The following is a 23,683-nucleotide window of genomic DNA, read 5'->3' on the forward strand; positions in this document are numbered from 1 at the left end:
GGTCCCCCGGCTACTTGAGGTACTCGTTGATCCTGGAGGCCGAGAGGGCCGCCTTGATGTCCGCCTCTTCCCTGGCGTGCGAGGCAGCGCTGTAGTCGAGGTGGTTGGAGATGTTGGCGCAGGCGTCGAGCAGCGTGTTCAGTTGCGAGCTCCACGTCTCCTGGACGGTCGACATCGCGGAACCGGTGAGGAAGCCGTGGCTGGACATGCCCGTCGCCGCCTCCGTGGTGTTCGTACGCGCGTGGTTCCCGTCCTTGACCAGCCGGCCGTGCAGGGCGTAGGCGGCGCTGCCGATGGCTCCGAGCTTGTCCTGGTCGACGCTGAGGTCGGCGTTCCCGCCGCCCCCGCCGCCGGGCTCGGGGGCGACCTGGTTGAGCCGCATGCCCACACTGTCCGTGGCCCCGGACGCGGACGTGGACCGGGCGGTGGCCCACTCCTGATCGAACGACATGCTCTCCCCCGTGACGGTGATGGTTCGGGATTCGCCTCAGCAAGTTCCGTGCCCACGGAAACACGGCGATCGTAGTCCCATGGGGATCCGTGCGGGCCACACCCACGGGGAATCACCGCCGCCCCCGGGATCTTCACGGCCGCCGCACGCCGACTTCACCTTCGCAACCCGGACAGCCCGGACTTTCCCGGACCACACCGCGGCCGGCGCACCGCGGAACCCGTCCTGGCGGCCCTCCCGGGCACGGCCCCGCGCCCTCGCCTCGGTAGGCTCGGCCCGCCCCCGTCACCACGGGGCGCACGGACGACGGGGGGCAGCACCGGTGGAACAGTCGCGCACACAGCAGGAGTCCGCGCGGCGGATCGGCCCGTTCCGGCTGATCACCCGTCTCGACCCGCCCCATGCCGTGACGCCCTGCCGCCGGTTCGTGGCCCGTACCGAGGACGGCGCGCACACCGTGCTCCTGAGCACCCCGCTGCCCGGCACCGATCCGGCCGGGTTCGCCGCCGAGGCCGACGCCGCCCGGCACCTCATCGGCCCGTGGATCGCCCCGGTGACGGGCGTGGCGGGGCCGGGTGAAGCCCCCTGGTACGCGAGCCCGTACGTCCCGGCGCTCCCGCTCCCGGTGGCCCTCACCGTCCACGGCGGCCCGCTGCCCGAGGCCACCGTCCGGGCCGTCGGCGCCACCCTCGCCGAGGCACTGTCCGCCGCGCACGCCCAGGGCCTCACCCACGCCGGGGTCTCCCCCGCCGCCGTCCTGCTGACCGCCGACGGCCCCCGCCTGACCTGCTACGGGGCGGTACGGGCCGCCTCGGCCGAGGGCGAGCCCCGCACTGGCCTGCCCGGCCTCGACCCGGGGGCGCTCGCCCCCGAGCAGGCCTCCGGGGGCCGTCCGCGTCCGCCGGGTGACGTCTTCGCGCTCGGCGCGGTCCTCGCGTATGCCGCCACCGGGCACACCGTGCCCGAGCGCGACGAACTGCCGCCCGCCCTGCGCCCGGTGATCTCCTCCTGTCTGGCCCGCGACCCGGCCGACCGGCCCGCGGCCGCCGCCCTGGCCGGCGCGCTCGCGCCACCGACCTCGCACGAGACGGTCCTGTCCTCGGCGAGCTCGCTCCTCGCCCCCGGTTGGCTGCCGGGCCGGGTGGTCGCCGCGCTCGCCCGCCAGTCCGCGGAACTCCTCGCCGCCGAACTCACCGGGCCGGCGCGGGCCTGACCCGACCGAACGCCCTGAGCCGGCGCGGGCCTGACCCGACCGAACGCCCTGAGCCGGCCCGGACCTGATCCCGACCGAACGCCCCGGGCCGACGCGGGGCTCACCCCGCCGCCCGACCGCCCCGCCGCCCGACCGCTCTGCCGCCCCGCCGCCCCGCCGCCCCGCAAGACATCCTTCCCACACCCCCGGATCTGACGGACCACATCGCATGCTGTCGCCCCTGACCCACGACGACCCGGCCGACGTCGCCACCTACCGTCTCCTCGCCCGCCTCGGCTCCGGCGGCATGGGCACGGTCTACCTGGCCCGCTCGCCCGGCGGCCGTACGGTCGCGCTCAAGACCGTGCACGCGCGGCTCGCCACCGACCCCGCCTTCCGCGCCCGTTTCAGGCTGGAGACGGACGCGGCGCGGATCATCGGCGCCCGGCACGGAGCGGCCGTCGTCGACGCCGACCCGCTGGCCGAGACGCCGTGGCTGGCCACCGAGTACGTCCTCGGGCCGCCGCTCGACGACGCCGTCGCGCTCGGCGGCCCGCTCCCCGAGCCGACCGTCCGCGCCCTCGGCGCCGCGCTCGCCGGGGCACTCGCCCAGCTGCACTCCTCGGACGTGGTCCACCGCGACCTCAAGCCGTCGAACGTCCTCGTCACCGCGTACGGCCCGAAGATCATCGACTTCGGCATCGCCCGCGCGGCCGGCGACGAGCACCTCACCCGGACGGGAGCGGCGGCCGGCACGCCCGCCTTCATGTCGCCCGAGCAGGCGAGCGGCCAGGAACACCCGCCCGCGGGGGACGTGTTCGCGCTCGCCGGCGTCCTCGTCTTCGCGGCCACCGGCCACGGCCCCTTCGGTACGGGCTCCCCCGCCGACCTCCTCTACCGCGTCCGCTATGCCGAGCCCGACCTCACCGGCGTACCGGAGGCCCTTCTGCCGCTCCTGACGGCCTGCCTCGCCAAGGACCCGGCCGCCCGCCCCACCACCAGCACCCTGATCGACCAGCTCCACGACGGCCACGGCGAGTTCGCCGACCACCTCCCGCCCCTCCTCCTCACCGACATCGCCCGCCGGGCGACCGACGTCTGGCTGCACAGCCCGTACCGCCTCCCGGCCCCGGCGGGCGCGGCCGTCGCGGAGACCGCCCCGAACACCCCGCTCTCCCGCCGCCGCGCCCTCACCCTGGGCGGCGGCTCCGCCCTGGGCCTCGCGGGAGCGGGCGCGGGCGTGTGGGCGTGGCTGAACTCCCGGGACACCACCACCGGGGCCGGCGGCACCCCGTCCCCGACCGGCCCCACGGCCATCCCCGCCCCGACATCCGCCGACGGCGCGCCCGCGGCACTGTGGCAGGACTCGGTCCTCGACCGCGAGCAGAGCATCACCCCGCTGCTCGCCGGCACCGACGTCGTGGGCTTCGCCGAGACCGTCTCCTTCCGTGCCGTCGACACGAAGACCGGCAGCGAACTCTGGTCCGACTCCATGGTCATGGAACCCCACCAGATCACCACCGACGGCACGAACTTCTACGTCTCCGACGGCAACTTCGAGGGACCAGGCGCCCTGAAGATCCGCACGCTCGCGGCCCGCACCGGCAAGGAGGCCGCCCGGACGATCGAGCTGAAGGGCATCGACGGAACGACCACGGAGCTCCTCACCTCCGTCGGTGGGATCCTCTTCACCGCCTCACGCCTGGGCAAGCGGGAAATCGATCCGGACGCGGACAACATCGGCTGGCACCTGCTCGCCGTCAACGTGCGCACGGGCAAGGAGGCGTGGCGGCAGCCGTACGAATGGGACGGCGTCCGCCCCTGGCTCGCCCAGGTCGTCGGCGACCAGCTGATCCTCGGCAAGAACAGCGGCGACCTCAAGACCTTCCTCGTCCAGTCGAGGGACGTCCGCACGGGCCGGCAGCTGTGGAAGCGACGGCTGCCGCTGGAGGACTCCGCCCTCTTCAGGCCCGGCCATCTCGCGCTCGACGACCGGCACGTCTACCTGGGCGGCGACCGACTCCGGGCGCTGCGCCTCTCCGACGGCGGGATCGCCTGGGAGTACGGCTCCGGTACCGGCACCACCAACTACGGAGTGCCGGTCGTCTCACGCGGGTTCGTCTACGCGCAGGAGGCCGGGGACACCCAGGGAATCGTGGCGGTCGGGGCCCAGCACGGCATCCGTGCCTGGAGGCAGTTTCCCTCCGACCGTCCTCTCACCCCTGAATTCTTCAGGGCCCCCGTCGTCGGCGAGAGGTACGTGTACGCCCCCGTGCGGGGCGGCCTGAGCGCGGTCGATCCAAGGAGCAACCGCGCGGCCTGGGTGTTCGAGACGGACGCCACGCGCTACGTCGTCGACAAGGAGCGGACCCGCATCATCGGGGCCGGGCCGTCGTCCGTCGTGGCCATCCCCTACGCCTGAGCACTCTCGTCCTCTTCCCCGTCACCGAACCGGAAAGCACTCTTCGTGACCACGCAGCCCCTCGCCACCGGCGACCCGCTCCGGCTCGGCCCTTACCGCCTCCTCGGCGTCCTCGGCGAGGGCGGCATGGGCAAGGTGTACATCGGCCGTGACGGCTCCGGTGCCCCCGCCGCCGTCAAGGTCCTCCGCCCCGAACTCGCCCACGACCAGCACCTCGCCCAGCGGTTCGTGCGCGAGGCCGACATGGCGCGGGCCGTCACGAGCCGTGGCGTGGCACGGGTCCTCGACGCGCAGACGGAGGGCGGGCGGCCGTGGATCGCCGCCGAGTTCCTCGCCGGCCCGACGCTGGACGTCGCCGTCCGTACGTACGGGCCGATGAGCGTGCCGGCGGTCCGCGCCCTCGCCGCCCACCTCGCCAGCACGCTGCACGACATCCACGCCGCGGGGCTCGTCCACCGCGACCTGAAGCCCGCGAACATCGTGCTCACCTCCACCGGCCCCCGGATCATCGACTTCGGCATCGCCCGCCCCGAGCACGGGCTCACCCTGACGACGACCGGCCAGATCCCGGTCACCCCGGGGTACGGGGCGCCGGAGCAGGTCCTGGGGCAGCGCGTCGGCCCCGCGTCGGACGTGTTCTCGCTGGGCGCGGTCCTCGCCTACGCGGCGAGCGGCCGGCGCACCTTCGACGCAACCCATGTGGCGGCGGTGCAGTACGAGGTCGTCCACGGCGCCCCGGACCTGAGTCTGGTGCCGCCGGAGCTCCAGGAGCTCATCGGCCCGTGCCTGGCGAAGGACCCGGCGTTCCGCCCGTCACCGCCGCAGGTGGCCCAGGCCTTCGCCCCGCCGAAGGGCGCCGACCAGGCCTGGCGCAAGGGGCCGCTCGCCGAGGACATCAAGCGGCGCGAGACCGCCACGAAGCGCCTCGCGGCCCCCGAGGAGACCGCCGTACCCGGAGCCAGGCCGACGCGGCGCCGCTTCCTCACCGGCGCGGCCGTGGGCGTGGCGGTCCTGGGCGCCGGCGGCGGGGCGGGCGCCTGGTGGCTGAACCGCGAGGAGAAGTCACCGACGGCCGGCGTGCCGCCCGCCGTGGCCACCCCCGAGGCGGCCTTCCTCTCGATCGTCGACAGTCCGTACGGCGAGACCCCGAAGCCCCTATGGGGGCCCCAGGAAGTCGCGGCCGACGGGGAACTCCCGCTGCCCGTACGGGACGTCCTGATCACGCAGGCGAAGACGGGCGGCCTGCGCGCGCTGTCCGTCACGACCGGCAAGGAGCGATGGCGGGCCAAGGAGATCGACGCCGACGCCGGTTACGTCTCCGTCGCCGACCGGCTCGTCGTGGGCGTCGACAAGAACGGCGTCGCACACGCCTTCGTCGCCTCCACCGGCAAGCCCGTCTGGCAGACCCAGAACGACGTCGACGACCTCCTCGCCGCCGACGACACCCACGTCTACCTGGTGTCGAAGGACAACGAGTTGCGCGCGCTCAACGCCTGGACCCTCGCCATCGCCTGGACGCGCCCGATGACGTCCCCCCGCTCCCACAACGGCCCCGCGAGGGCCGCCGTCGGCAAGAAGCGGCTCGTGATCCACGGCAGGGACGGCTATGTCGCCGCGCTCTACACGGAGACGGGCGAGAAGGACTGGGAGGTCAAGAACCAGGGCACCGAAGGCCGGCCCCCCGTGCTCAGCGACAACACCGCCTACCTCGTCGGCCCCACGCTCATGGCCCGCCGCCTCGACCGCGGCGACTTCCTGTGGGAGCAGGAGCTCCTCAGCGACACGAGTGCGCCCTGGGGCACACCGGCCGCGGACGGCGAATACGTCATCGCCGTCCACGGACCCAGCGTCAATCGCTACAGCACGGGACCGGGCCTCCGCTTCCCGCTCTCGGACTGGTACGTAGTCCTGGACGGCCTGGGTCCGGACCTCGGCACACCCCACCCCCCTGGGGTGGCGGGCTCGACGGTCTGGGTCCCCTCCACCGACAACAGCGAGGTCCAGGTCTTCCACAAGACCACCCACGAGAAGCTCTTCACAGCGAGGATCGAGCGCCAGGGCTACTACCAGTTCGCGAGCGACGGCAACCGTCTCTTCATCGCCCGCGGCGGCAAGATCTTCGCCATGCCGGTGTACGGCAGGTAGGACGGTCTCCGGTCCGTTCGTCTCAGGACGTCGGGTTCGCGATGGGCGAGGGCACACCCGTCGCGAGTCCGTCCTCCTCGCAGCCCAGCTCCTCGGAGACCTGCCGGGCCGCCGCGTTGGCGAGGGTGATCAGCCGGGTCCGCTGCTCCATGTCCGTCTCCGGGACGCCCGCGGGGCCCCGGACGGCGGTCTCCACGACGATCGTGCGGGCGGGCGCCCCGAGGCGGCAGGAGAAGTAGAGCCTGCCGAGGCCGGAGGAGGAGAAGGCCTGCAGCCCCGAGGTGTAGGAGGTCACCTTCTTGGCGTGCTCCGGATTCAGTCCCGGAGCCTTCTGAGCCGCGTTCAGCTCGACGGAGAGCTCGGTCTTCCGCTCCTTCTCGCCCCCGGCGGGCTGGAGACGGCAGTACGTCACCGGCTGCGGCCGGTAGGAGTCGGCCAGTGGCGCACGGGTGGCGTCACGCAGCCCGTCGAGGGCCTCGTCCCGCTCCGACAGGTCGTCCGTGAAACGCTCGGCGTCCATGGCGGACGTGAGCGCGGCGGCGGCGGGAGCCTTCTCGGCGAATCCCCCGCAGACCTCGGACGCCGACAGGCCCCGCGGCTCCGTCGTGGCCTCCCCACCGTCGCCGCCGGAGCAGCCCGTGAGGAGAACGGCCACGACGGCGGCCGCCCCGATCCTTGCCGGCATGGAGCTCATGGACGTCACTTCTTCTCGTACGGGTCGGGGAGCGAGTTGTCCCGGGAGTGCATGCGCGAGTCCCGGACGTACTTGACCAGCTCCTCGTCGAGGTAGTTGCGGTCCTTCTCGCTCCAGCCCGGGGCGTTCGCATAGGCGATGCCGGGCCGCAGCGAGTTCTCCTTGCCCATGGCGAGCGCCTCGTCCTTGAGATCGTCGGACTTCTTCTTGAGCATCTCGTCCTTCTCGTACTTCTCGGCCATGTCGTCCGCCTCCATGCCGATGAAGGTCACCACGGCCCCGCCCACCGTCTCGGCGGCCAGCGGTACGAGTACGCCACCGGCGCCGCCGGTCAGGGCGACGACGCCACCCGCGGCGACCGCGCCCACTCCGAACTTGACCCATTCGGTCGTCTTGCCGACGGCCTTCTTGTGCTCCTCGGAGTCCTTGTCGTAGTCCTTGTCGATCTGCGCCATGCGGGACTCGTCCATGATTCCCTGCGCCTCCGAGCCGATGCGCAGGGTCGTCCGCGCGTCGGTGAGGTCGCGGTCGTCGAAGGTCGATCCGGGCTTGGGGCCCACCTCGTCGAGGACGCTCGTCGTGTACAGCATCTCGGCCGCCGAGAGGGTGGAGTGCCCGGTCTCGCTCTGCGACACGATGCCCATGAAGTTGACGGCGTCGCCGCGGTTCCAGAGCAGCCCGGTGTCGAACTCCTCGCCGAAGCGCGACTTGCCCTTGTCGTCGTTGTTGCCGAAGGGGGAGTTGGTCTTCTCCTCCATCGTCGTGTCGCTGTCCGTCTCCAGGGAGCGGTTCAGCTCGTCGATGTAGGCGGCGCCCATCTTGCCGAGGCTGTCGTCGATGCCCGGCTGCTCGTGCATGTACTTGGGGTCGCTGCCGTACCGCTCGACGACCTTCTGCATGACCTCCGCGTTCTCCTTGGTCCGTACGTCCTTGAGACCCTCGGTCTCGGCGTCGTACGGATGCCCGGTGGTCGCGGACTCCAGGGCGTGGCCGAGCGCGTTGTAGCCCGGCTCCCTCGTCAGGTCACCCTTGTCGTTCAGCTCCTCGGGCCACTGGCGGTCCTTGGAGAAGTAGTCGAAGGGGTCGAGCTTCTTGTCGTCCTTGGTGTTCTCGGGCGTGACGTCGATGTCGTTGTTGAAGAACTCCGTCGATGCCTTCGGGTTGTGGCCGAGCGCCTCCATGAAGCCGATCATGGGGTCCTTGCCGAGGTCGCCGCCCTGCCAGTTCAGGTGGCTCGGCATGCCGCTCATCTGCTGCCAGGCCCGGTCGGCGGGCAGCCGCCCGTCGTGGGTCATCTTCCGCTCGGTGACGACGAGGCCGTTGCCGTAGTCGCGCAGGAACTTGTCGTCGTAGTCGCCGACCCGCATCAGGTTGCTCATGACCTGGAAGCCGTACGGGCTGGTGCCGCGCGTCTGGATCGGCTCGCTGCCGGCCTTGATGACGTCGGACTTCCACTGCTCCATCTCGGGGCTCGTGGAGTGGGTCGCGGTGGCGAGCGTCAGACTCCAGTTCGTCTGGAGCTCCTTCAGCTTGTCCCGGTGGTCGACGCCCAGGCGGGAACCGTCGCTGGGGTCGCCCATGTCGGCCCAGTACTCCATGCTGCCCTTCGGCCCGACCTCCAGGGCGAACTTCTCGGCGAAGTACGGGTCCTTCTGGTTGGCCTTGAACAGGGCGTTGAGCTTGTCGATCTCCGCCGGGGTGGCCTCGTCGCCCTTCTTGTACAGCTCGTAGGCGGCGTGCGCGTCCTCGGCGTCCTGGGCCTTGGAAGCCGTCTTGAGGGAGTCGTAGCTCGTGCCGGAGAAGTTGTTCCTGTCCGTGCCCACGAGGGCACGCAGGGCGCGGGAGGCCACGTCGTCGGCTTCGTTCGCCCGGTCGACCGCCGCCTTGATCGCGGACCGCATCGCCTCGAAGTCGGCCTGTTCCGGCTTGGGCCCGTCGTAGTCCTTGGACCGGCGGTCGGGGTGGATCAGGTAGCTGACGACGCCGTCCTGGTCGATGCGGATGCCCTTGCCCGGAGCCTGTTCGACCAGTTTCTCCAGCTCGCTCTTGGCGGCCCGGAACTCGGACTCCGCGTCCCGCAGGATGTTGCGGATGCTGGTCGCCTCGGTCAGGGCGTCACCGAACTCCTTCGCGGTCTTGCGGACGAAGGACCGGGTGACCCCGGCGTTCTCGCCCTTCCAGTCGGCCTTGTCGGCCTTGCCCTTGAGACCGGTGTCGGCTTTCTCCTTGGACTTCTCCAGCTTGGAGACCGCCTCCGACCAGACCGTGACAGCCTCCTTGAGGCTGCCGAGCCGGGCGTGGAGAACCTGGTCGAACTTCAGCATCTAACGTCCCTCGTCAGCCGTTGCCGTACCGCGCTGTGCCGTCGGCTTACTTGAAGTGTGCGTCGATCGTGGACATGGAGAAGTTCGTGATCAACGTCTCTTCGTGGTTGGCGTGGCTGATGACCGTGTCCTCAAGGTGGTTGTGGATGTGCGCGCAGGCGCTGAGGAGCGTCTCGCACTGGTCGCGCCACGTGTCCCACATGGTCCACATCGCCGACCCGGTCAGGAAGCCGTCGCCGTCGAGGCTCTTGGCCGCCGTGTCGGTCTGGGCTCCCGCGTGGAAGGCGTCCCGCTCGAACCAGTGGAAGAGCTCCTGGGCCTCGTTGCCGATGGCCTTGAGGTCGGCGGACGTCACCTTGTAGTCGCTGGGGCCGCCGCTGCCTCCGCCGGGCTCGGCGGGCACACCGTTGAGCCTCATCGCCGCCGCCTGGCCGCGGGCTTGGCTCCACTCCTCGTCGAACGACATCTACTTCCCCATGCGTGAGTTACGGACGTCCAGCGGCAGGGCGCGTGTTCAGCCCCGGCGTGAACGGAGTACGGATACGGCGACGGCGGCGCCGATCAGGACGGCCGCGCCGATGCCGAGCCCGGTCCACAGGCCGGTGTCGCTGCCCTCGTCGCTCGCGACGGGTCCGGGCGCGGGCGCCGCGGAAGAGGGCTCCACCGGCCCCGGGTCGGCCGAGGGCAGGTTGTCGTCAGCGGAGGGCGTGGCGGTCGCGGCCTCGGTGAGGTCGTCGATGGGCCGGACGTCGGCCGGACCCGGGTCGCCGGGCGTCTTCAGCGTGCGGAGCGGGCGGATGGCGCCGTACCCGATGAAGTCACTGCGCTTGTCGCCGTCTTTCGGCCCGGCGATGGTGTTGAGCATGACCTTCAGGACCTGGTTGTTGGTCCATTCGGGGTGCTTCGACCAGAGGAGCGCGGCGGCGGCGGAGGCGAGGGCGGTGGCGTCACTGGTGCCGGTGGACTTGCAGACGCCGCCGTCGTCGCAGGCGGCGACGATGTCCTTGCCGGGGGCCACGATGTCGACCTGATCCCCGTGCTGGGACATCGGGACATGCGTGAGCTTCTGATCGACTGCGCCGACACCGACGACGCCGGGAGTGGCCCCCGGGTACTCCACGACGTTGCCCTTGTCGCCGGTGTTGCCGGTGGAAGCGAAGACGAGGGCCCCCTTGTCGAGGGCGTACTTCACGGCGTCCGTCAGCTCCTGCGAGCCCGACCTGGCACCTTGCGAGATGTTGATGACCTTGGCACCGGAGTCGACCGCGAAACGGATGGCCTCGGGGGCCAGCTTGTTGAACTCCGCGTCCGCGTCCGCCATGCTGCGGTCCTGATCCGCGGCCGGAAGCCGAACGGGGAGGATCTTCACCCCGGGGGCGAGGCCGAACGCCCCCGCGCCTCCATTGGCCTTGCCCGTGCCGGCGATGATCCCCGCCATGCCCGTGCCGTGGCCTTCGACATCGGTGTGCTCGTCCCCCGGCGCCTCGGGAGCCAGGTCCTTGCCGTCCAGAACCTGCCCCTGGAGGTCGGGGTGGGTGTCCTCCACGCCGCTGTCGATCACTGCGACCGTGACGCCTTTACCCGTGCTGAGCTGCCAGATCTCCTCGGCGCCCATGGCGTCCAGGTGCCACTGCCGGTCTCGGACACCCGCTGCCTGAGCGGGGACGGAAGCGATGCCCACCAGCAGCATCCCCAAGGCGGCCGAGGCGGTAGCTCGGGCACGACTCCGTCGAATACTGCTGGTACGCATCTACTTCCGCTTCCTCGCGCTGATCAGTCGATGACGGGCGGCGCCGCGCGGCGGTTGCCCTGCTGCCAGGTCTCCTCGTCCTCGACAAGGTAGTCGGGACGCTCTCCGTTCTGCTCCTCGCGCTCACGGCCGGCCGGCGTGGAGCCTCCGCGAACGAGGCCGGAGCCACCGGGCGTGAAGGGCCGCGCGGCGCCGGCGGCGCCGGGGCGCTGCGCCTTGCCTCCGACGACTCCGCCGGACTCGCCGGCGAGGCGGCGTCCGCCGCTGATGCCGTTCTGTCCGGCGCCCATGCCGCCGCCCATCGGTCCGCCCATGGGACCGCGGCCCATGGCGTTTCCGTTGCGGCCGCCGGTCTCGGTGCCGATGACGGTGCTGCGCGGGATGCCCGTCGAGGGCCGGCCCGTCTGGGGAACCTGACGGCCGCCGCTGATGCCTTCGCGGGGGCCGCCCAGCGGGCCCGGCATGCCCGGGAGGCCACGGGGGCCGGTGGTCATCGGGTTGCGCGTGCCGCCGGTGACGGGGCCGGTGGGACGCACCTGGCCGGGGCCGGTCTTCCCCGTGAGGGGAGGGATGCCGGTGGTCGTCACGAACGGAGGCGTAGCGCCGTCCGGCTTGGTGATCGGCGGCGGACCGCCGGGGGTCTGCGTCGTCGGTCCGGTCGTGGTCGGCGGCAGGGTGTCGACGCTGTCGATGCCGAGATCCACGGGAGCGTCGGGCCGCACTTCCGGCCGGATCACCTGGGTCGGCCTGGTCGTGTCATCGGACGGCCGGGTCACGGTCGAGTCGGGCGTGGTCGGCGAGTCGGGCGTGGTCCGCGAGTCCGGCTGCGACCGCGTGGTGTCCGTGCCTGTGGTCCGGCTGTCGCTCGTCGGGTACTGGACGCGCTCGGTCTCGCCCTGCCGGCCACGGCCGGTGTCCTGCGGCACGAACGCCCCCGGCGGCGGCGGGAACGTCGGCGGGACGTTGTTGCCCATGTGGAGGGACGACCACTTGTACGCCTCCGAGAGGCGGTCCATCTCCTTCGCCGCCGCCTCCTTGTTCGCCGCTTCCTTGGCCTCGATGGCGGCGAGCTCCTCGCTCGCGGCCATCTGGGACCGGGCGTTGCCGGCGATCGTCCGGGAGTCGGGGTCGTTGCGGTACTTCAGCGCCGCTTCGAGGTTCTCCTTGGCAGACGCGTGCGACGTGTACCGGGGCATGGCGCTCTGCGCCGAGGCGATGGCGGAGGAGTTCTCCTCCATCCACTTGGCCCCGCCCTTGCTGTAGTCCGCGAGCGCCTTCGTCGAATTGGCCACGTTGGTGGCCCACTCGACGAAGGCCTTCTCGGCCTCGCCCTCCCAGTCCATGCGCCGCATGCTGGCGCTCAGTTCGCCGGCGATCTTCTCCAGCTGATCCCCGACCGCCTTCAGCCGCGCCGCCGCGTCGCCGACGTAGAAGCTGCTGGCCTCGTCCAGCCATGCCAGCATCTGCTGATGGGACATGCCGCGGAAGTTCGTTCCGCCGCCTCCGCCGCTCATCTTTCGCCTCTTCCCCGTGTCCCCGAAATTCCGTCCGCACCCGCCTACCGCAAGGAGGTGTCGCCCTCGGCGGCCGTGTCGCCGCTGCTCTCCGGCGCTCCGCGGCCCGCTTCCTTCTCCGCCTTCTCCTTGGCCTCGAAGGTCCGCTGGTGAATGTTGATCATCTTGCGCTTGATGTCGTCGTCCATCTCCTCGAAGCCGTTCTTCGAGGCGACCACCGCGATCCCCAGGCCCTCAAGGCAGTCCTTGAGCAGGCCGGAGAGCTCCACCAGGCGCGAGAGGGTCCCGTCGTACGCCGCGTAGGCGCCCTGGGCCTCGCCCCAGGCCGCGCCACCGCCGCCGAACTGCGTGCGGGTCACCGGATTCTCGGCCTTCAACTTCCCGGGTTCGGCGTGCGAGCCCTGGAGGTCCTCGATGAGCCCCTCGATCTGCTTCCTGAAGGTCTCCATGGAGTCGGCGCTGTACTTGACGGCCGCCGCCCGCATCCCGGACGTCGTCATCCCACCCACATACGCTTCCATGCCCGCGATCCTCCCCCGTTGAACAACCGTGCGCGTCCTACCAAGTCTAGAAGTTCACTGTAGTTGGGAACGACGACAGTGCGCACCTCCGGGTTGCACAAGCAACGGACATCACATGGTTACGAATTGGGTACGGCGACGGCCGCCTGGGGGCGGATCGGGAGGCGGTTGACCGGGCGGCCTGTCGCCGCGCGTACCGCTGAGGCCACTGCGGCGGGAGAGGTGACGACCGGGATCGCGCTCGCCGCCTTGGCGCCGAAGGGTGCCACCACGTCGCGTTCCTCGACCAGTTTCACGATGCGAATGTCCGGGGCATCCAGGGATGTCGGGAGTGCGTAGCCCGTGAAGTCGGGGTGGCGGACCAGGCCGCGGGCGGTGCGGAGGTTCTCCGTGAGGGCCGCGCCGACGCCCTGGGTGACGCCCGCCTCGATGCGGGTGGCGAGCTGCGCCGGGTTGAGGACGCGGCCGACGTCCTGGGCGACGGCCATCTCCACGACGCGTACGGCGCCGAGTTCGATGTCGACGTCGACCACCGCGCGGATCGCGCAGAACGCGAGGCCGACGAACGCGTCGCCCTGGCCCGAGTCGTCGAGGGGTTCCGTGGGGTGGGGGCGGCACTGGGCGGTCGCCCAGAGCTCCTTGCCGTCCATCGCCTCGGTGACCGTCGTCGAGAGGACCCCGTCGTACGAGGTGATCTTGCCGTCGGTGATCTGGAGGAGCTCCGTCGACATGCCGAACTGGTGGGCCAGCGGCTGCAGAAGCTGCGTGCGGACCATCTTCGCGGCCCGTTCCACCGCACCGCCCGAGACCCAGGTGTGCCGGCCGTGGGCGGCCGGTCCCGCCGGTGGCTGGTCGGTGTCGACGGGCGCGACGTGCACCTCGTCGATGCCGAGGGTGTCCTGCACGATCTGGCGGGCGAGCGTCGAGAAGCCCGAACCGGTGTCCACCGCCGAGCAGATGACCGTCGCGACCCCGTCCTGGACGCGTACCGTCGCCGTCGAGACCTCGTCCGTGCCCTCCGCTCCCAGCATGTGCACCATGCCGAGCGCGTACCCCACGCCCCGCCGCACCGCGCCGGGTTCGCCCGCGCCCTCGGGGCCGCCGGGCAGCAGCCACTCCCCCTCCGGGGTGTCCTTGGGGAGCGCGGGGAGGGGGAAGTCGCGTACGGCGGCGAGCAGTTCGGCCACCGGGGCCGGGCAGGTCACCGTCTGGCCGGTGGGCAGGATGTCGCCCGTCGCCATGACGTTCCGCATGCGCAGCTCGGCCGGGTCCACGCCCAGTTTCGCCGCCAGTTTGTCCATCTGCGCCTCGTACGCCGCGCAGACCTGCATCGCGCCCTCGCCCCGCACGTGGCCGGACGGCGGGTTGTTCGTACGGACCGCCCAGCCTTCGACGAAGGCGTGCGGGACGACGTACGGGCCGCAGGCGAAGGCCACGGCCGCCGCCAGGGACTCGGACGAGGAGTCGGCGTACGCGCCCGCGTCGAGCAGGATCTGCGCCTCCACCTTCACCAGGCGCCCCTCCGCGTCCGCGTGGTGCCGGTAACGCAGCAGGGTGGGGTGGCGGTGGGCGTGGCCGAGGAACGACTCCTCGCGCGTCGCCGTGAGCTTGACCGGGCAGCCGGTGCGCAGCGCGAGCAGGCCCAGCGGGATCTGGAACCCCGGGTCCTCACGGTCGCCGGTGGCTCCGGGGACACCGGTCACGACCAGCTTGACCTGCTCGGGCGGCAGCCCGAAGCAGGCGGCCGCCAGGTCCCGGTCGGTGTGCGGGTCGGTCGACGCGGTGTACAGCTCCACGCCGCCGTCCGGGCGCGGTACGGCGAGACCCGCCTCCGCGCCGATCGGCGCCGGGTCCTGGCGCCCGATCCGGTACAGGCCCTCGACGACGATCTCGCCCGTCGCGTCCGGGTCGCCGAAGCGCAGCGGGATGTGCCGGATCAGGTTCCCGTCGGGGTGCAGCGCCTCGGCCGCGAACGCCTTCTCGGGGTCCGTGACCGGTTCGAGGACCTCGTACTCGACGCTGATCGCGGCGGCGGCCAGCCGGGCCGTGTCGGGGTGGTCGGCGGCCACGGCGGCGAGCGCCTCGCCGTGGTGCCGGACCAGCTCGGAGGCGAAGACCGGCCGGTCGGCGACCCGCCGGCCGTACGTCGCCGCGCCCGGCACGTCCGCGGCCGTCACCACGGCCCGTACCCCCGGCATGGCGGTCGCGGCGCTGGTGTCGACGGACACGATGCGCGCGTGCGGGTGCGGCGAGCGCAGGATCGCCGCCCAGAGCAGGCCCTCGGCCCACAGGTCGGACGCGTACGGGAACGTGCCCTCGGTCTTCGCCCGCGCCTCCGCCTGCGGGAGCGAGGTGCCGAGGCCGTGCGCGGACGGCTCCTGGCCCAGGGCACCGGAGGTGTCCAGGAGCGGGGCCGTGGGAACGGCGGTGGTCGCGTCGCTGCTCACGCCATGCCTCCGTCGTGCGGGTGCGGGATCTGGTGCGGGACACGGGGCTCGTCGGCGGCCTCGGGCGCGGTGGCCGCGGCACTCGCCTCACGCTCGGCGACGACGTCCCGTACGGCTTCGAGGACGCCCCGGTAGCCGGAGCAGCGGCACAGGTTGCCGGCCAGCGCCTGACGGGTCTCGAGCTCCGTGGGGGCGTGATTTCCCTCAAGGAGGTCGTGCACGGTCATGCACATGCCGGGGATGCAGAAGCCGCACTGGACGGTTCCGCACTTCGCCATGGCCCGCTGCACGTCGGAAGGCTCCCCGTCGGTCGCCAGGCCCTCGACCGTCCGCACCTCGCTCCCGGCGGCGGTCGCCGCGGGGACGAGGCAGGAGGCCACGAGCCGCCCGTCGACCTGCACGTTGCACGCGCCGCACTCGCCCTGCGAACAGCCGTCCTTGGCCCCGGCGAGACCGAGGCGCTCACGCAGGACGTAGAGCAGGGACTCGCCGATCCAGGAACCGGTGACGGGACGGTCGGCGCCGTTGACCCGGAGGGTGTACGAGGTGTGGGGGTGCTCGTCGCTGTCGGTGGAGGCGGGGGCGCTCGCGCTGGGCGTGGGATCGGGGGCGGGGGCGCTCGCGCTGGGCGTCAGGTCGGGGGCCGGGGCGAGGCCCGCGGCCTGATCGGTGGCGTGAGCGGTGGCCGGGTCGGTTGCCTGCCCGGTGGGCGCATCGCCGACGTGACCGGTGGCCGGATCGGTTGCCTGCCCGGTGGGCGCATCGCCGACGTGAGCGGTGACGTGAGCGTCGGCCTGATCGGTGACGTGACCGGTCGCCTGATCAGGCGCCTGATCCGTGACGAGGCCGGGCTCATGGTCGGGCTCATGGCCGGGCGCGAGGTCCGGTGCCTGCTCCGGCACCACCGCGGCCGTGCCGATCGCGGCCCTCCCGACCGAGCCCCGTTCCTCCGCCGCCGCCTCCCCGTCCCGCCGCCCGGCGTCCGACGCCGTGCCGGGCTCCTCGACCACGTCTCCGGACGCCTCGGCCGCGAGCTCCTCGACCGGCTCCGCCGGGAGCGCCCACGGCGCCGGGGCGCCGCCCGGCAGGGTCGCCGGGGCCTCGGCGTACGGCCTGACGGCCGACGCGGCGAACCCGTCCGGCTGCCGGCCCGGCCCGGCCGCCTGCGCCGTGTCCGGTACGACCGGGATCTCCCACTGGCCCGTGGTGCCCGGACCGGCCGCGGGCGCCGTCACCTCCGTGAAGCGCCACTCGGCCGTCGCGTGCGGGTCCTGCTCGACGTACTCGACGTGCCCGCCGTGCCCGTCACCCTCCACGTACGCGGACCGCCCAGCGGCCTGCCCGAAGCCGTCTCCCCGTCCGAAGGGCTCGAAGTGGTCGGACCGCTCGACGTGCTCCCCGTGCCCGAACCGCTCGGCGCGCTCGAAGCCTTCGACGCTGTCCGCCCGCTCGAAGCCCTCGGTCGCCTGCGGGAAGTGCTGTTCAGCCCGCTGGTAGGGCGCCTCGGCCCCCGCGTACTCGCTCCCGTCGAAGTACTGCGTCTGCTCCGCCTGCGTCGGCGCGTGCACCGTCCACGAGCCCGTCGCCGACGGGTCCGCCGCCGGCGGGGTGAGCGGCTGGAGCGGGGTGATCATCGGCGGTACGTAGCCGTGGCCGGGCGCTTCGAGCGGGACGCCGTCCAGCATGAAGTCGGGCGGCAGCTGGACGAACGCGGTCGCGTCCCCGTCGTACCCCTCGCTCTGCGGGATCGGCTCCCAGCCGCCCGAGTTCTGGTGCTGCTGGTCGTTGCTGCTCACGACAGTGCCCTCCCCAGTGCCCGTCGGGCGAGTGCGGCGACGGTGCGCCGCAGGTGCAGTACGGCAGGGGGCAACTGTTCGTCGCCCTGCGGGTCCGGGATGCAGGCGGCGGCGACGTACTCGCCGAACGCCGTGAGCGCCTCCGGCGCGAGCCCCCGGTCGTTGTCCCAGTCCACGAGCGAGGCGATCCAGCGCTCCGCCTCGAGCGGGCGCAGCGGCATCGGGGCGACGGCGCCGACCGCGCAGCGCACCCCGCGTCTGGCCGGGTCGAGGACGACGGCGACGGAGGCGGTGGCGCGGGCGGGGCCGGTGCGGCCGGTGGCCTTGACGAAGACCTGGGGGGCGTGGAGCAGCGGGACGCGGACGAAGGCGACGAGTTCGCCGGGAGCGAGCAGGTCGCGTCCCGCGAGCAGGTGGGAGACGGGGATCTCGCGGCTGCCGAGCGGCCCGAGGACGACGAGGTCGGCTTCGAGGGCGGCGAGGACGGGCAGCGAGTCGCCGGTGGGCGCGGCGGTGACGACGTTGCCGCCGAGGGTGCCCGCGTTGCGGATCTGGGGCGGTCCGGCGGCGCGGGAGGCGGCGGCGAGGGCGGGGATGAGGGCGGCGAAGTCGGGGCGGCCCATGCGCGCGTGGGTGAGGCCGGCGCCGAGGAGGGCGTGGCCGTCCTGGTACTGCCAGCCGCGGATCTCGTTGATGCGGCTCAGGCCGACGAGTCCCGCGGGGCGGAGCTGGCCCTTGTTGACGGCGGCCATCAGGTCGGTGCCACCGGCGACGGGGACGGCGGCCGGCATGGCCGTGAGCGCCGCCACGGCCTCGTCGAGCGAGGCGGGCAGCGTCACGGACTGCGCCGTCTGTGGTGCGTGCGTGGTCAACCCGCTGCCCCTTCCCGGTGTCCCGGTGGTCCCCGAATGTGCCCGGCGGTCGCGCCTGCGTGTGGGCGTACGGTACGTGCTCACAGGCCGGACGTGGCAACTCTGGCACATCTTCCGAGCGGTCCGGCGCGAGGGTCCGCGAAGGACTGTTCCGTCCGGGACGCCCCGAGGAGGGACGGTAACTTCCGTTTCGCCGCTCTTGGGTGAACCGGGGAGGCGGGGTGCCTCACACGATCGGGGGGACTCCTTCCAGGGGTCGGCCGAGCACGCCGGGGCGCCTCTGTCGGGGGTGGGGTCCGGCGGGCGGCCGGTAGTCGACGCCGAGGGCGTCGAGGCGCCGGTAGTGGGTGTCCACGCGGCGCTCGAAGTCGGCGTAGTCGCGGGCGTCGGGGGCGGGCAGCGCGGACCAGGCGACCTCGGCGAAGGCGGCGAGGCGGGGGAAGACCTGGTAGTCGACGCGGTCGCGGTTCTCCATGACCTCGGTCCAGACGTTGGCCTGGGTTCCCAGGATGTGGGCGGCGGCGTCCGGTGAGAGGCCGGGCGGGACGGGCTCGAAGCGGTAGACGTCCTCCAGGGTGCGGACGTATCCGATGGGCATCGGCTCGTCCTCGCCGGGCGCCTGACGGTGGTCCAGGTACACGTGCTGCTCGGGGCACATGACGACGTCGTGGCCGGCCTCGGCGGCGGCGATCCCGCCTCCGTAGCCGCGCCAGGAGGAGACGGCGGCGCCTTCGGCGAGGCCGCCCTCCAGGATCTCGTCCCAGCCGATGAGCCGCCGTCCGCGCGCGGTGAGCCAGCGGTCGAAGTGGCGGATGAACCAGGCCTGGAGTCCGTTCTCGTCGCCCACTCCCAGCTCCTTGATGCGGGCCTGGGCGGCCGGGGAGGCCTTCCACTGGTCCTTGGGGCATTCGTCGCCGCCGACGTGGACGAAGGGCGAGGTGGCCGCGGGGAAGAGGTCGAGGACCTCCTCGAAGACACCCTCGTAGAAGCGCAGGACGGCCTCGGTGGGGGCGAGGACGTTCGGGTTGACGCCCCAGGTGTCCCAGACGGTGAGGGCGGTGGTGTCGACGACGTCGGTGTTGCCGAGTTCGGGGTACGCGGCGATGGCGGCCTGCGAGTGGCCGGGAAGATCGATCTCGGGGACGACGGTGATGTGCCGCTCGGCGGCGTACGCGACGATCTCGCGGATGTCGTCCTGGGTGTAGAAGCCGCCGTGCGGGGTCTCGTCCCAGAGGGGTGAGGCGCGGTGGCCCCGTTTGCTGCGGGCCCGCCAGGATCCGACCTCGGTGAGCCTGGGGTGGCGCTTGATCTCGATGCGCCAGCCCTGGTCGTCGGTGAGGTGGAAGTGGAAGACGTTGAGCTTGTGGGCGGCGAGGAGGTCCAGGTACCGCAGGACGTCGTCCTTGGGCAGGAAGTGCCGGGAGACGTCGAGGAGGAGACCGCGCCAGGCGAAGCGCGGGGCGTCCTCGATGCTCTGCGTCGTCACCACCGCGACCGGCTTCTTCTTCGCCGGCGCCGCGCGGAAGGCGTCGGGGCCCAGGAGCTGCCGCAGGGTCTGGGCGCCCCAGAAGACCCCGGCCGGGCCTCCGCCGGTGATCTCGGCGACCTGGTTCATCAGCACGTCGAGTCGGTACGCCTCCGGGGCGAGGCTGTCGTCGACGCGCAGCCGGATGCTGTTCGTGGCGCTCTCGTCGGCCGTGTCCCTCAGCGGCAGCGCGAAGGCGGCGCCCAGCGTGCCGCGCAGCCAGCGTGCGGTGCTCTCGGTGCCCGGGGCGGCGCTGACGGTCGTCCGCCGGTCCATGAGGAAGCCGCAGCGGTACGGCCCCTCCACGCGCGCGGGGGCGGGGATCAGGTCCATGGGGTGGGTCATCGCGTCAGTCCTTCACCGCCCCGCCGAGTCCGGAGACCAGGCGGCGCTGTACGAGTACGAAGAAGACGAGCACCGGGACCGTCATCACGGTCGAGGCGGCCATGATGCCTCCCCAGTCGTTCTCGTCGGGCTTGAAGAAGACGAGCAGGGCCATGGGGAGGGTCGACTGCGAGGTGTCGCTGATGAGGAAGGACTTCGCGAAGAGGAAGTCGTTCCAGGTCGAGATGAACGAGAAGACGCTGGTCGCGACGAGGCCCGGGAAGACCAGCGGGAAGAGGATCTGCCACAGGAAGCGGGTGCGGCTCGCGCCGTCGATCTGGGCCTGTTCCTCCAGGGCCTCCGGCACCGCCTTGACGAAGCCCCGCAGCATCCAGATCGCGAAGGGCAGCGAGAAGGCGATGTGCGGCAGGATCAGCGAGCCGAGGGTGTTGAGCTGGCCGGCGTCCCGCATGAGGAAGAACAGCGGGATGGTCAGCGCCTCGACCGGCACCATCTGCGCGACCAGGAACATGATCAGGAGTGTCGTCCGGAACCGGAAGCGGAACCGGGTGACGGCCGTCGCCGCGAGGAAGGCGATCAGTGCGGAGGCGAGGACGACCGTGCCCGCCACGATCAGCGAGTTGAGGAAGTAGCGGCCGAACTCCTGCTGTGCGAAGACGCGCCGGAAGGAGTCGAGGGACGGGGAGAGCGTCCACGGCCGGGGGTCGGTGGACTGGATCTCGCCGGCCGGCTTGAAGGCCGAGAGGACCATCCAGTACAGCGGGAAGGCGACGGCGGCCGCGACGAGCAGGGTGGCGGCCTCGGCGGCGAGGCGCCCGGGCCGCCTGATGCGGAACGCGGTCACAGCGCGGGATCCGGTCACAGCTCTTCTCCCTGGCGTCGCAGCAGGCGCAGATAGACCAGCGTCACGGCCAGCAGGATCAGCAGCATGACGACGCCGATCGCCGAGCCGAGGCCGTACTGGGACGAGGCGAATGCCTTCTGGTAGGCGTACACGTTGAGGACGAGGTTCTGGCCGGCGATGCCGCCGCCGTTCGTCATCACGTAGATCTGGGTGAAGACCTTGAAGTCCCAGATGATCGACTGGATGGTGACGACGACCAGGATCGGCCGGAGCACCGGCGCCGTGACCGAGCGCCAGATCCGCCACTGCGAGGCGCCGTCGAGGGCGGCCGCCTCCAGGACCTCCGACGGGATGGCCTTGATGCCGGCGTAGACGGTGACCATCACGAACGGGAAGGAACACCAGACGACTTCGAGGAGGACGAGGGCGAAGGCGCTGTACCGCCCGTACGTCCAGGAGAGGTCGCCGAGCCCGAGCAGCCTGTTGACGGGGCCGAAGTCGGGGTCGAAGAGGAAGACCCAGACGGTGGAGCCGGTGATCGCGGGCGTGGCCCAGGCGCCGAGCGCGGCCAGCATCAGGACGAGCCGGGGCAGGGCACGCACGCGCGTGAGGAGGACGGCGAGGGCGCAGCCGACGGCGAGGGTGGTGACGACGCAGGCGGCGGCGAAGAGGACGGTGGCGAGGAGGACCTGCCGGAACTGGGGGTCGGCGAAGAGGGCCGTGTAGTTGCCGAAGCCCTTGAAGGAGGTGGGTTCGCCGCCGCTGACCTGGGCCTGGGTGTACTCCAGGAAGGAGATCAGGCCGAGCTGGTAGACGGGGTAGACGAGGAGTCCGCCGATGACGGCGAGGGCGGGCAGGAGGTACAGCCAGGGGGTCCAGGGGCGGTGGCCCCGGATGCCGGTGCGCCGTGCGGCCGGGGCGGGCCTCGGCGCCGGGGCCGTGCCGGGCGGCTTCTCGGTGAGCTGGGTCGTCATGCGGCTCAGCCCGCCGGCGTGAAGGCCGCGTCCATCTTCTTCGCGGCGTCGTCGGCGGCCGTCCTCACGTCCTTACGGCCGCTGACGACCTCCTGGAACATCGTGGGGAGGACGAGGGAGGCGTCGATCTGTCCCCAGCCGGGGGACGCCGGAACGAAGCGGGTGCCGGCGCCGAGGGTGTCGATGAAGGGCTTCACGAAGGGCTGCCGCCGGGCGGCATCGGCCCGTACGTCGGTGTACGTGGGAAGGAAGCCCATCGCGTCGAAGAGCCGGCCCTGGGTCTCCTTGCCGGTGAGGGACTTGAGGAGGTCGACGGCGAGGCTGCGGTGGGAGGTGCTCCTGAGGACGCCGATGTTGTTGCCCCCGGCGAAGGCGGGGGCGATGGAGCCGGGGGTGGTGCCGGGCAGCGGGACGACGGCGTACCTGCCCTTGACGGTGCCGGCCTCGACGGCGGCGTGGCTGAAGTCGCCGCCGATGGCCATGGCGGCCTTGCCCGAGGCGAAGGCGGTGACGGTGGCGTTGCCGCCCATCTGGGCGCACTTGGCGGCCGGGCAGTTGTCGTCGCCGAAGAGCGAGGTGTACGTGGTGATGCCCGCGCGGGCGGCCTCGCTGTTGACGGCGGCCTTGTACGAGTCGCCGTGCGCGGTGGCGAGTTCGCCGCCGGCCGCCCAGACGAAGGGCAGGGCGCCGTAGGTGTAGGCGCCGCCGACGGCGATGCCGTACAGCTCGGGCCTGGCCTTGTGGATCTTCTTGGCGGTGGAGACGAGTTCGGCCTGGCTCTTGGGGGCGGTGAGGCCGAGTTCCCGGAAGACGTCGGTGCGGTAGTAGAGGGCGCGGACGCCGACGAAGAGCGGGGCGCCGTAGACCTTCCCGCCGACGGTGACGGACTGCTTCGCGGTGGGGTCGGTGTCCTTCGCGTCGTCCCAGGCCGCGAACTCGGCGCTGATGTCGGCGAGTCCGCCGTCCTTCACGTATCCGGCGGTGTCGGTGTTGCCGTACTCGATGAGGTCGGGGGCCGACCCGGGGTCGTTGAAGGCGGCCTTGACGCGCTGGGCGCGGGTCTCGACGGGGATGTACTCGACCTCGACCTCGGCGCCCTGGTGCTGCTTCTCGAAGGCGGCGACGGCCTGTTCGACGACCTGTTCCTTGGGCTTGTTGCTCACCTCCTGGAAGAGCCAGACGCGCAGGGTGCCGGTCTTCTCGTCCGCCGTGGCCCTGCCCTGGGAGGTCTGGGGCGCGCAGGCGGTGGCGGTGAGGCCGGCGAGCAGGAGTGCGGCGGCCGGGGCGGTGAGGCGGGCAGGAAGCTTCATACGGATCCCCTCCAGGTGCGTGCGTTGCAACATGCGCAATGCGCGTTTCGTTCTGCACAACACGCGTGAGGTTAGGCGCGCCCGAGGCGGGCCGACAAGAGGTCTCGACCACCTCAACCACTCCGTGACCGGCGGAAGCACCCTGCGCAACGGCCGCCCGGCCCCGGAAACGCGGAACGGCCCCCGTCGCACGTACCGAAGTACGTACGACGGGGGCCGTCCCCGGCGTCAGGACACCGCTGTCCGCCTACTTCTTGTCCTTGCCGCCCTTGTCCTTGTCGCCACCGCCGGCGCCCATGGAGTCGTAGATCTCCTTGCACATCGGACAGACCGGGTACTTCTTGGGGTCGCGCCCCGGTACCCAGACCTTTCCGCACAGCGCCACGACGGGCGTGCCTTCGAGGGCGCTCGCCATGATCTTGTCCTTCTGGACGTAATGGGCGTAGCGCTCGTGGTCGCCGTCACCGTGGGACACCTGCGGCGTCGGCTCGACGAGGGTTCCCGTACCTGCCCCGCGCTCGGGCTCGAGAGTGCTCATAACCGCCAAGGGTACTGAA

Annotated in this window: 18 protein-coding genes; 3 read left to right on the forward strand and 15 right to left on the reverse strand. The window is 72.0% G+C overall.

The window, feature by feature from the left end; genetic code table 11:
* Positions 1–10: 10 nt before the first annotated feature.
* Positions 11–451, reverse strand: a complete 441-nt coding sequence (locus tag ACZ4VK_RS05460) for a hypothetical protein (RefSeq protein WP_468348658.1) — start codon at positions 449–451, stop codon at positions 11–13.
* Between the two features lie 322 nt (positions 452–773).
* Here ACZ4VK_RS05460 and ACZ4VK_RS05465 point away from each other — a divergent pair, with 322 nt between their 5' ends.
* The 3 genes from ACZ4VK_RS05465 to ACZ4VK_RS05475 all read left to right on the forward strand — a co-directional run bounded on the left by ACZ4VK_RS05465 (position 774) and on the right by ACZ4VK_RS05475 (position 6,210).
* Positions 774–1,664: a protein kinase family protein gene (locus tag ACZ4VK_RS05465; RefSeq protein ID WP_468348660.1), complete on the forward strand. Its 891-nt coding sequence runs from the start codon at positions 774–776 to the stop codon at positions 1,662–1,664.
* A gap of 208 nt (positions 1,665–1,872) precedes the next feature.
* The gene (locus tag ACZ4VK_RS05470; RefSeq protein WP_468348662.1) at positions 1,873–4,065 is read left to right on the forward strand and encodes a protein kinase domain-containing protein; all 2,193 of its coding nucleotides are present in this window, start codon (positions 1,873–1,875) and stop codon (positions 4,063–4,065) included.
* Between the two features lie 45 nt (positions 4,066–4,110).
* Positions 4,111–6,210 carry a serine/threonine-protein kinase gene (locus ACZ4VK_RS05475; protein WP_468348664.1) on the forward strand — a complete coding sequence of 700 codons (2,100 nt, stop codon included), beginning with the start codon at positions 4,111–4,113 and terminating at the stop codon, positions 6,208–6,210.
* Between the two features lie 22 nt (positions 6,211–6,232).
* On the opposite strand, the gene ACZ4VK_RS05480 is transcribed toward ACZ4VK_RS05475, so the two are convergent.
* The 14 genes from ACZ4VK_RS05480 to ACZ4VK_RS05545 all read right to left on the reverse strand — a co-directional run bounded on the left by ACZ4VK_RS05480 (position 6,233) and on the right by ACZ4VK_RS05545 (position 23,664).
* Complete coding sequence (locus tag ACZ4VK_RS05480) at positions 6,233–6,904, reverse strand: hypothetical protein (protein ID WP_468348666.1); 672 nt, start codon at positions 6,902–6,904, stop codon at positions 6,233–6,235.
* A gap of 5 nt (positions 6,905–6,909) precedes the next feature.
* A complete protein-coding gene (locus tag ACZ4VK_RS05485; protein WP_468348668.1) occupies positions 6,910–9,228 on the reverse strand; it encodes a hypothetical protein in 2,319 nt (772 codons plus the stop codon).
* A 46-nt stretch (positions 9,229–9,274) separates the two neighbouring features.
* Positions 9,275–9,694, reverse strand: a complete 420-nt coding sequence (locus ACZ4VK_RS05490; RefSeq protein ID WP_468348670.1) for a hypothetical protein — start codon at positions 9,692–9,694, stop codon at positions 9,275–9,277.
* Between the two features lie 48 nt (positions 9,695–9,742).
* Positions 9,743–10,918, reverse strand: a complete 1,176-nt coding sequence (gene mycP, locus ACZ4VK_RS05495) for a type VII secretion-associated serine protease mycosin (protein WP_468348884.1) — start codon at positions 10,916–10,918, stop codon at positions 9,743–9,745.
* 83 nt (positions 10,919–11,001) lie between these two features.
* Complete coding sequence (locus tag ACZ4VK_RS05500) at positions 11,002–12,456, reverse strand: hypothetical protein (protein ID WP_468348672.1); 1,455 nt, start codon at positions 12,454–12,456, stop codon at positions 11,002–11,004.
* Between the two features lie 80 nt (positions 12,457–12,536).
* On the reverse strand, positions 12,537–13,013 hold the full coding sequence (locus ACZ4VK_RS05505) for a hypothetical protein (protein ID WP_468348674.1): 477 nt from the start codon (positions 13,011–13,013) through the stop codon (positions 12,537–12,539).
* A 119-nt stretch (positions 13,014–13,132) separates the two neighbouring features.
* Positions 13,133–15,460: a xanthine dehydrogenase family protein molybdopterin-binding subunit gene (locus ACZ4VK_RS05510; RefSeq protein ID WP_468348676.1), complete on the reverse strand. Its 2,328-nt coding sequence runs from the start codon at positions 15,458–15,460 to the stop codon at positions 13,133–13,135.
* Entirely contained in the window at positions 15,457–17,256 is a 1,800-nt protein-coding gene (locus ACZ4VK_RS05515) for a (2Fe-2S)-binding protein (RefSeq protein ID WP_468348678.1), read from the reverse strand. Before ACZ4VK_RS05515 ends, ACZ4VK_RS05510 begins: the two co-directional genes overlap by 4 nt.
* A complete protein-coding gene (locus ACZ4VK_RS05520) occupies positions 17,253–18,128 on the reverse strand; it encodes an FAD binding domain-containing protein (RefSeq protein WP_384100217.1) in 876 nt (291 codons plus the stop codon). The genes ACZ4VK_RS05515 and ACZ4VK_RS05520 overlap by 4 nt, the downstream gene beginning before the upstream one ends.
* A 226-nt stretch (positions 18,129–18,354) precedes the next feature.
* Complete coding sequence (locus ACZ4VK_RS05525; protein WP_468348680.1) at positions 18,355–19,998, reverse strand: beta-N-acetylhexosaminidase; 1,644 nt, start codon at positions 19,996–19,998, stop codon at positions 18,355–18,357.
* A 4-nt stretch (positions 19,999–20,002) separates the two neighbouring features.
* Positions 20,003–20,842 (reverse strand): carbohydrate ABC transporter permease, encoded by an 840-nt coding sequence (locus tag ACZ4VK_RS05530; RefSeq protein WP_468348886.1) that lies wholly within the window; start codon positions 20,840–20,842, stop codon positions 20,003–20,005.
* A 14-nt stretch (positions 20,843–20,856) separates the two neighbouring features.
* Positions 20,857–21,816, reverse strand: a complete 960-nt coding sequence (locus ACZ4VK_RS05535) for a carbohydrate ABC transporter permease (protein WP_468348682.1) — start codon at positions 21,814–21,816, stop codon at positions 20,857–20,859.
* 5 nt (positions 21,817–21,821) lie between these two features.
* Positions 21,822–23,126, reverse strand: a complete 1,305-nt coding sequence (locus ACZ4VK_RS05540) for an extracellular solute-binding protein (protein WP_468348684.1) — start codon at positions 23,124–23,126, stop codon at positions 21,822–21,824.
* 247 nt (positions 23,127–23,373) lie between these two features.
* Entirely contained in the window at positions 23,374–23,664 is a 291-nt protein-coding gene (locus ACZ4VK_RS05545) for a DUF3039 domain-containing protein (RefSeq protein WP_389679436.1), read from the reverse strand.
* Positions 23,665–23,683: the final 19 nt, after the last annotated feature.

The sequence above is a fragment of the Streptomyces sp. NPDC028711 genome (assembly GCF_055565415.1).

What these genes read in the sequence shown, in the direction of transcription:
- ACZ4VK_RS05460 (WP_468348658.1), bottom strand. Translation starts at nt 451, where the DNA reads ATGTCGTTCGATCAGGAGTGGGCCACCGCCCGGTCCACGTCCGCGTCC.
- ACZ4VK_RS05470 (WP_468348662.1), top strand. Translation starts at nt 1,873, where the DNA reads ATGCTGTCGCCCCTGACCCACGACGACCCGGCCGACGTCGCCACCTAC.
- ACZ4VK_RS05480 (WP_468348666.1), bottom strand. Translation starts at nt 6,904, where the DNA reads ATGAGCTCCATGCCGGCAAGGATCGGGGCGGCCGCCGTCGTGGCCGTT.
- ACZ4VK_RS05485 (WP_468348668.1), bottom strand. Translation starts at nt 9,228, where the DNA reads ATGCTGAAGTTCGACCAGGTTCTCCACGCCCGGCTCGGCAGCCTCAAG.
- ACZ4VK_RS05490 (WP_468348670.1), bottom strand. Translation starts at nt 9,694, where the DNA reads ATGTCGTTCGACGAGGAGTGGAGCCAAGCCCGCGGCCAGGCGGCGGCG.
- mycP (WP_468348884.1), bottom strand. Translation starts at nt 10,918, where the DNA reads ATGCTGCTGGTGGGCATCGCTTCCGTCCCCGCTCAGGCAGCGGGTGTC.
- ACZ4VK_RS05500 (WP_468348672.1), bottom strand. Translation starts at nt 12,456, where the DNA reads ATGTCCCATCAGCAGATGCTGGCATGGCTGGACGAGGCCAGCAGCTTC.
- ACZ4VK_RS05505 (WP_468348674.1), bottom strand. Translation starts at nt 13,013, where the DNA reads ATGGAAGCGTATGTGGGTGGGATGACGACGTCCGGGATGCGGGCGGCG.
- ACZ4VK_RS05525 (WP_468348680.1), bottom strand. Translation starts at nt 19,998, where the DNA reads ATGACCCACCCCATGGACCTGATCCCCGCCCCCGCGCGCGTGGAGGGG.
- ACZ4VK_RS05535 (WP_468348682.1), bottom strand. Translation starts at nt 21,816, where the DNA reads ATGACGACCCAGCTCACCGAGAAGCCGCCCGGCACGGCCCCGGCGCCG.
- ACZ4VK_RS05540 (WP_468348684.1), bottom strand. Translation starts at nt 23,126, where the DNA reads ATGAAGCTTCCTGCCCGCCTCACCGCCCCGGCCGCCGCACTCCTGCTC.
- ACZ4VK_RS05545 (WP_389679436.1), bottom strand. Translation starts at nt 23,664, where the DNA reads ATGAGCACTCTCGAGCCCGAGCGCGGGGCAGGTACGGGAACCCTCGTC.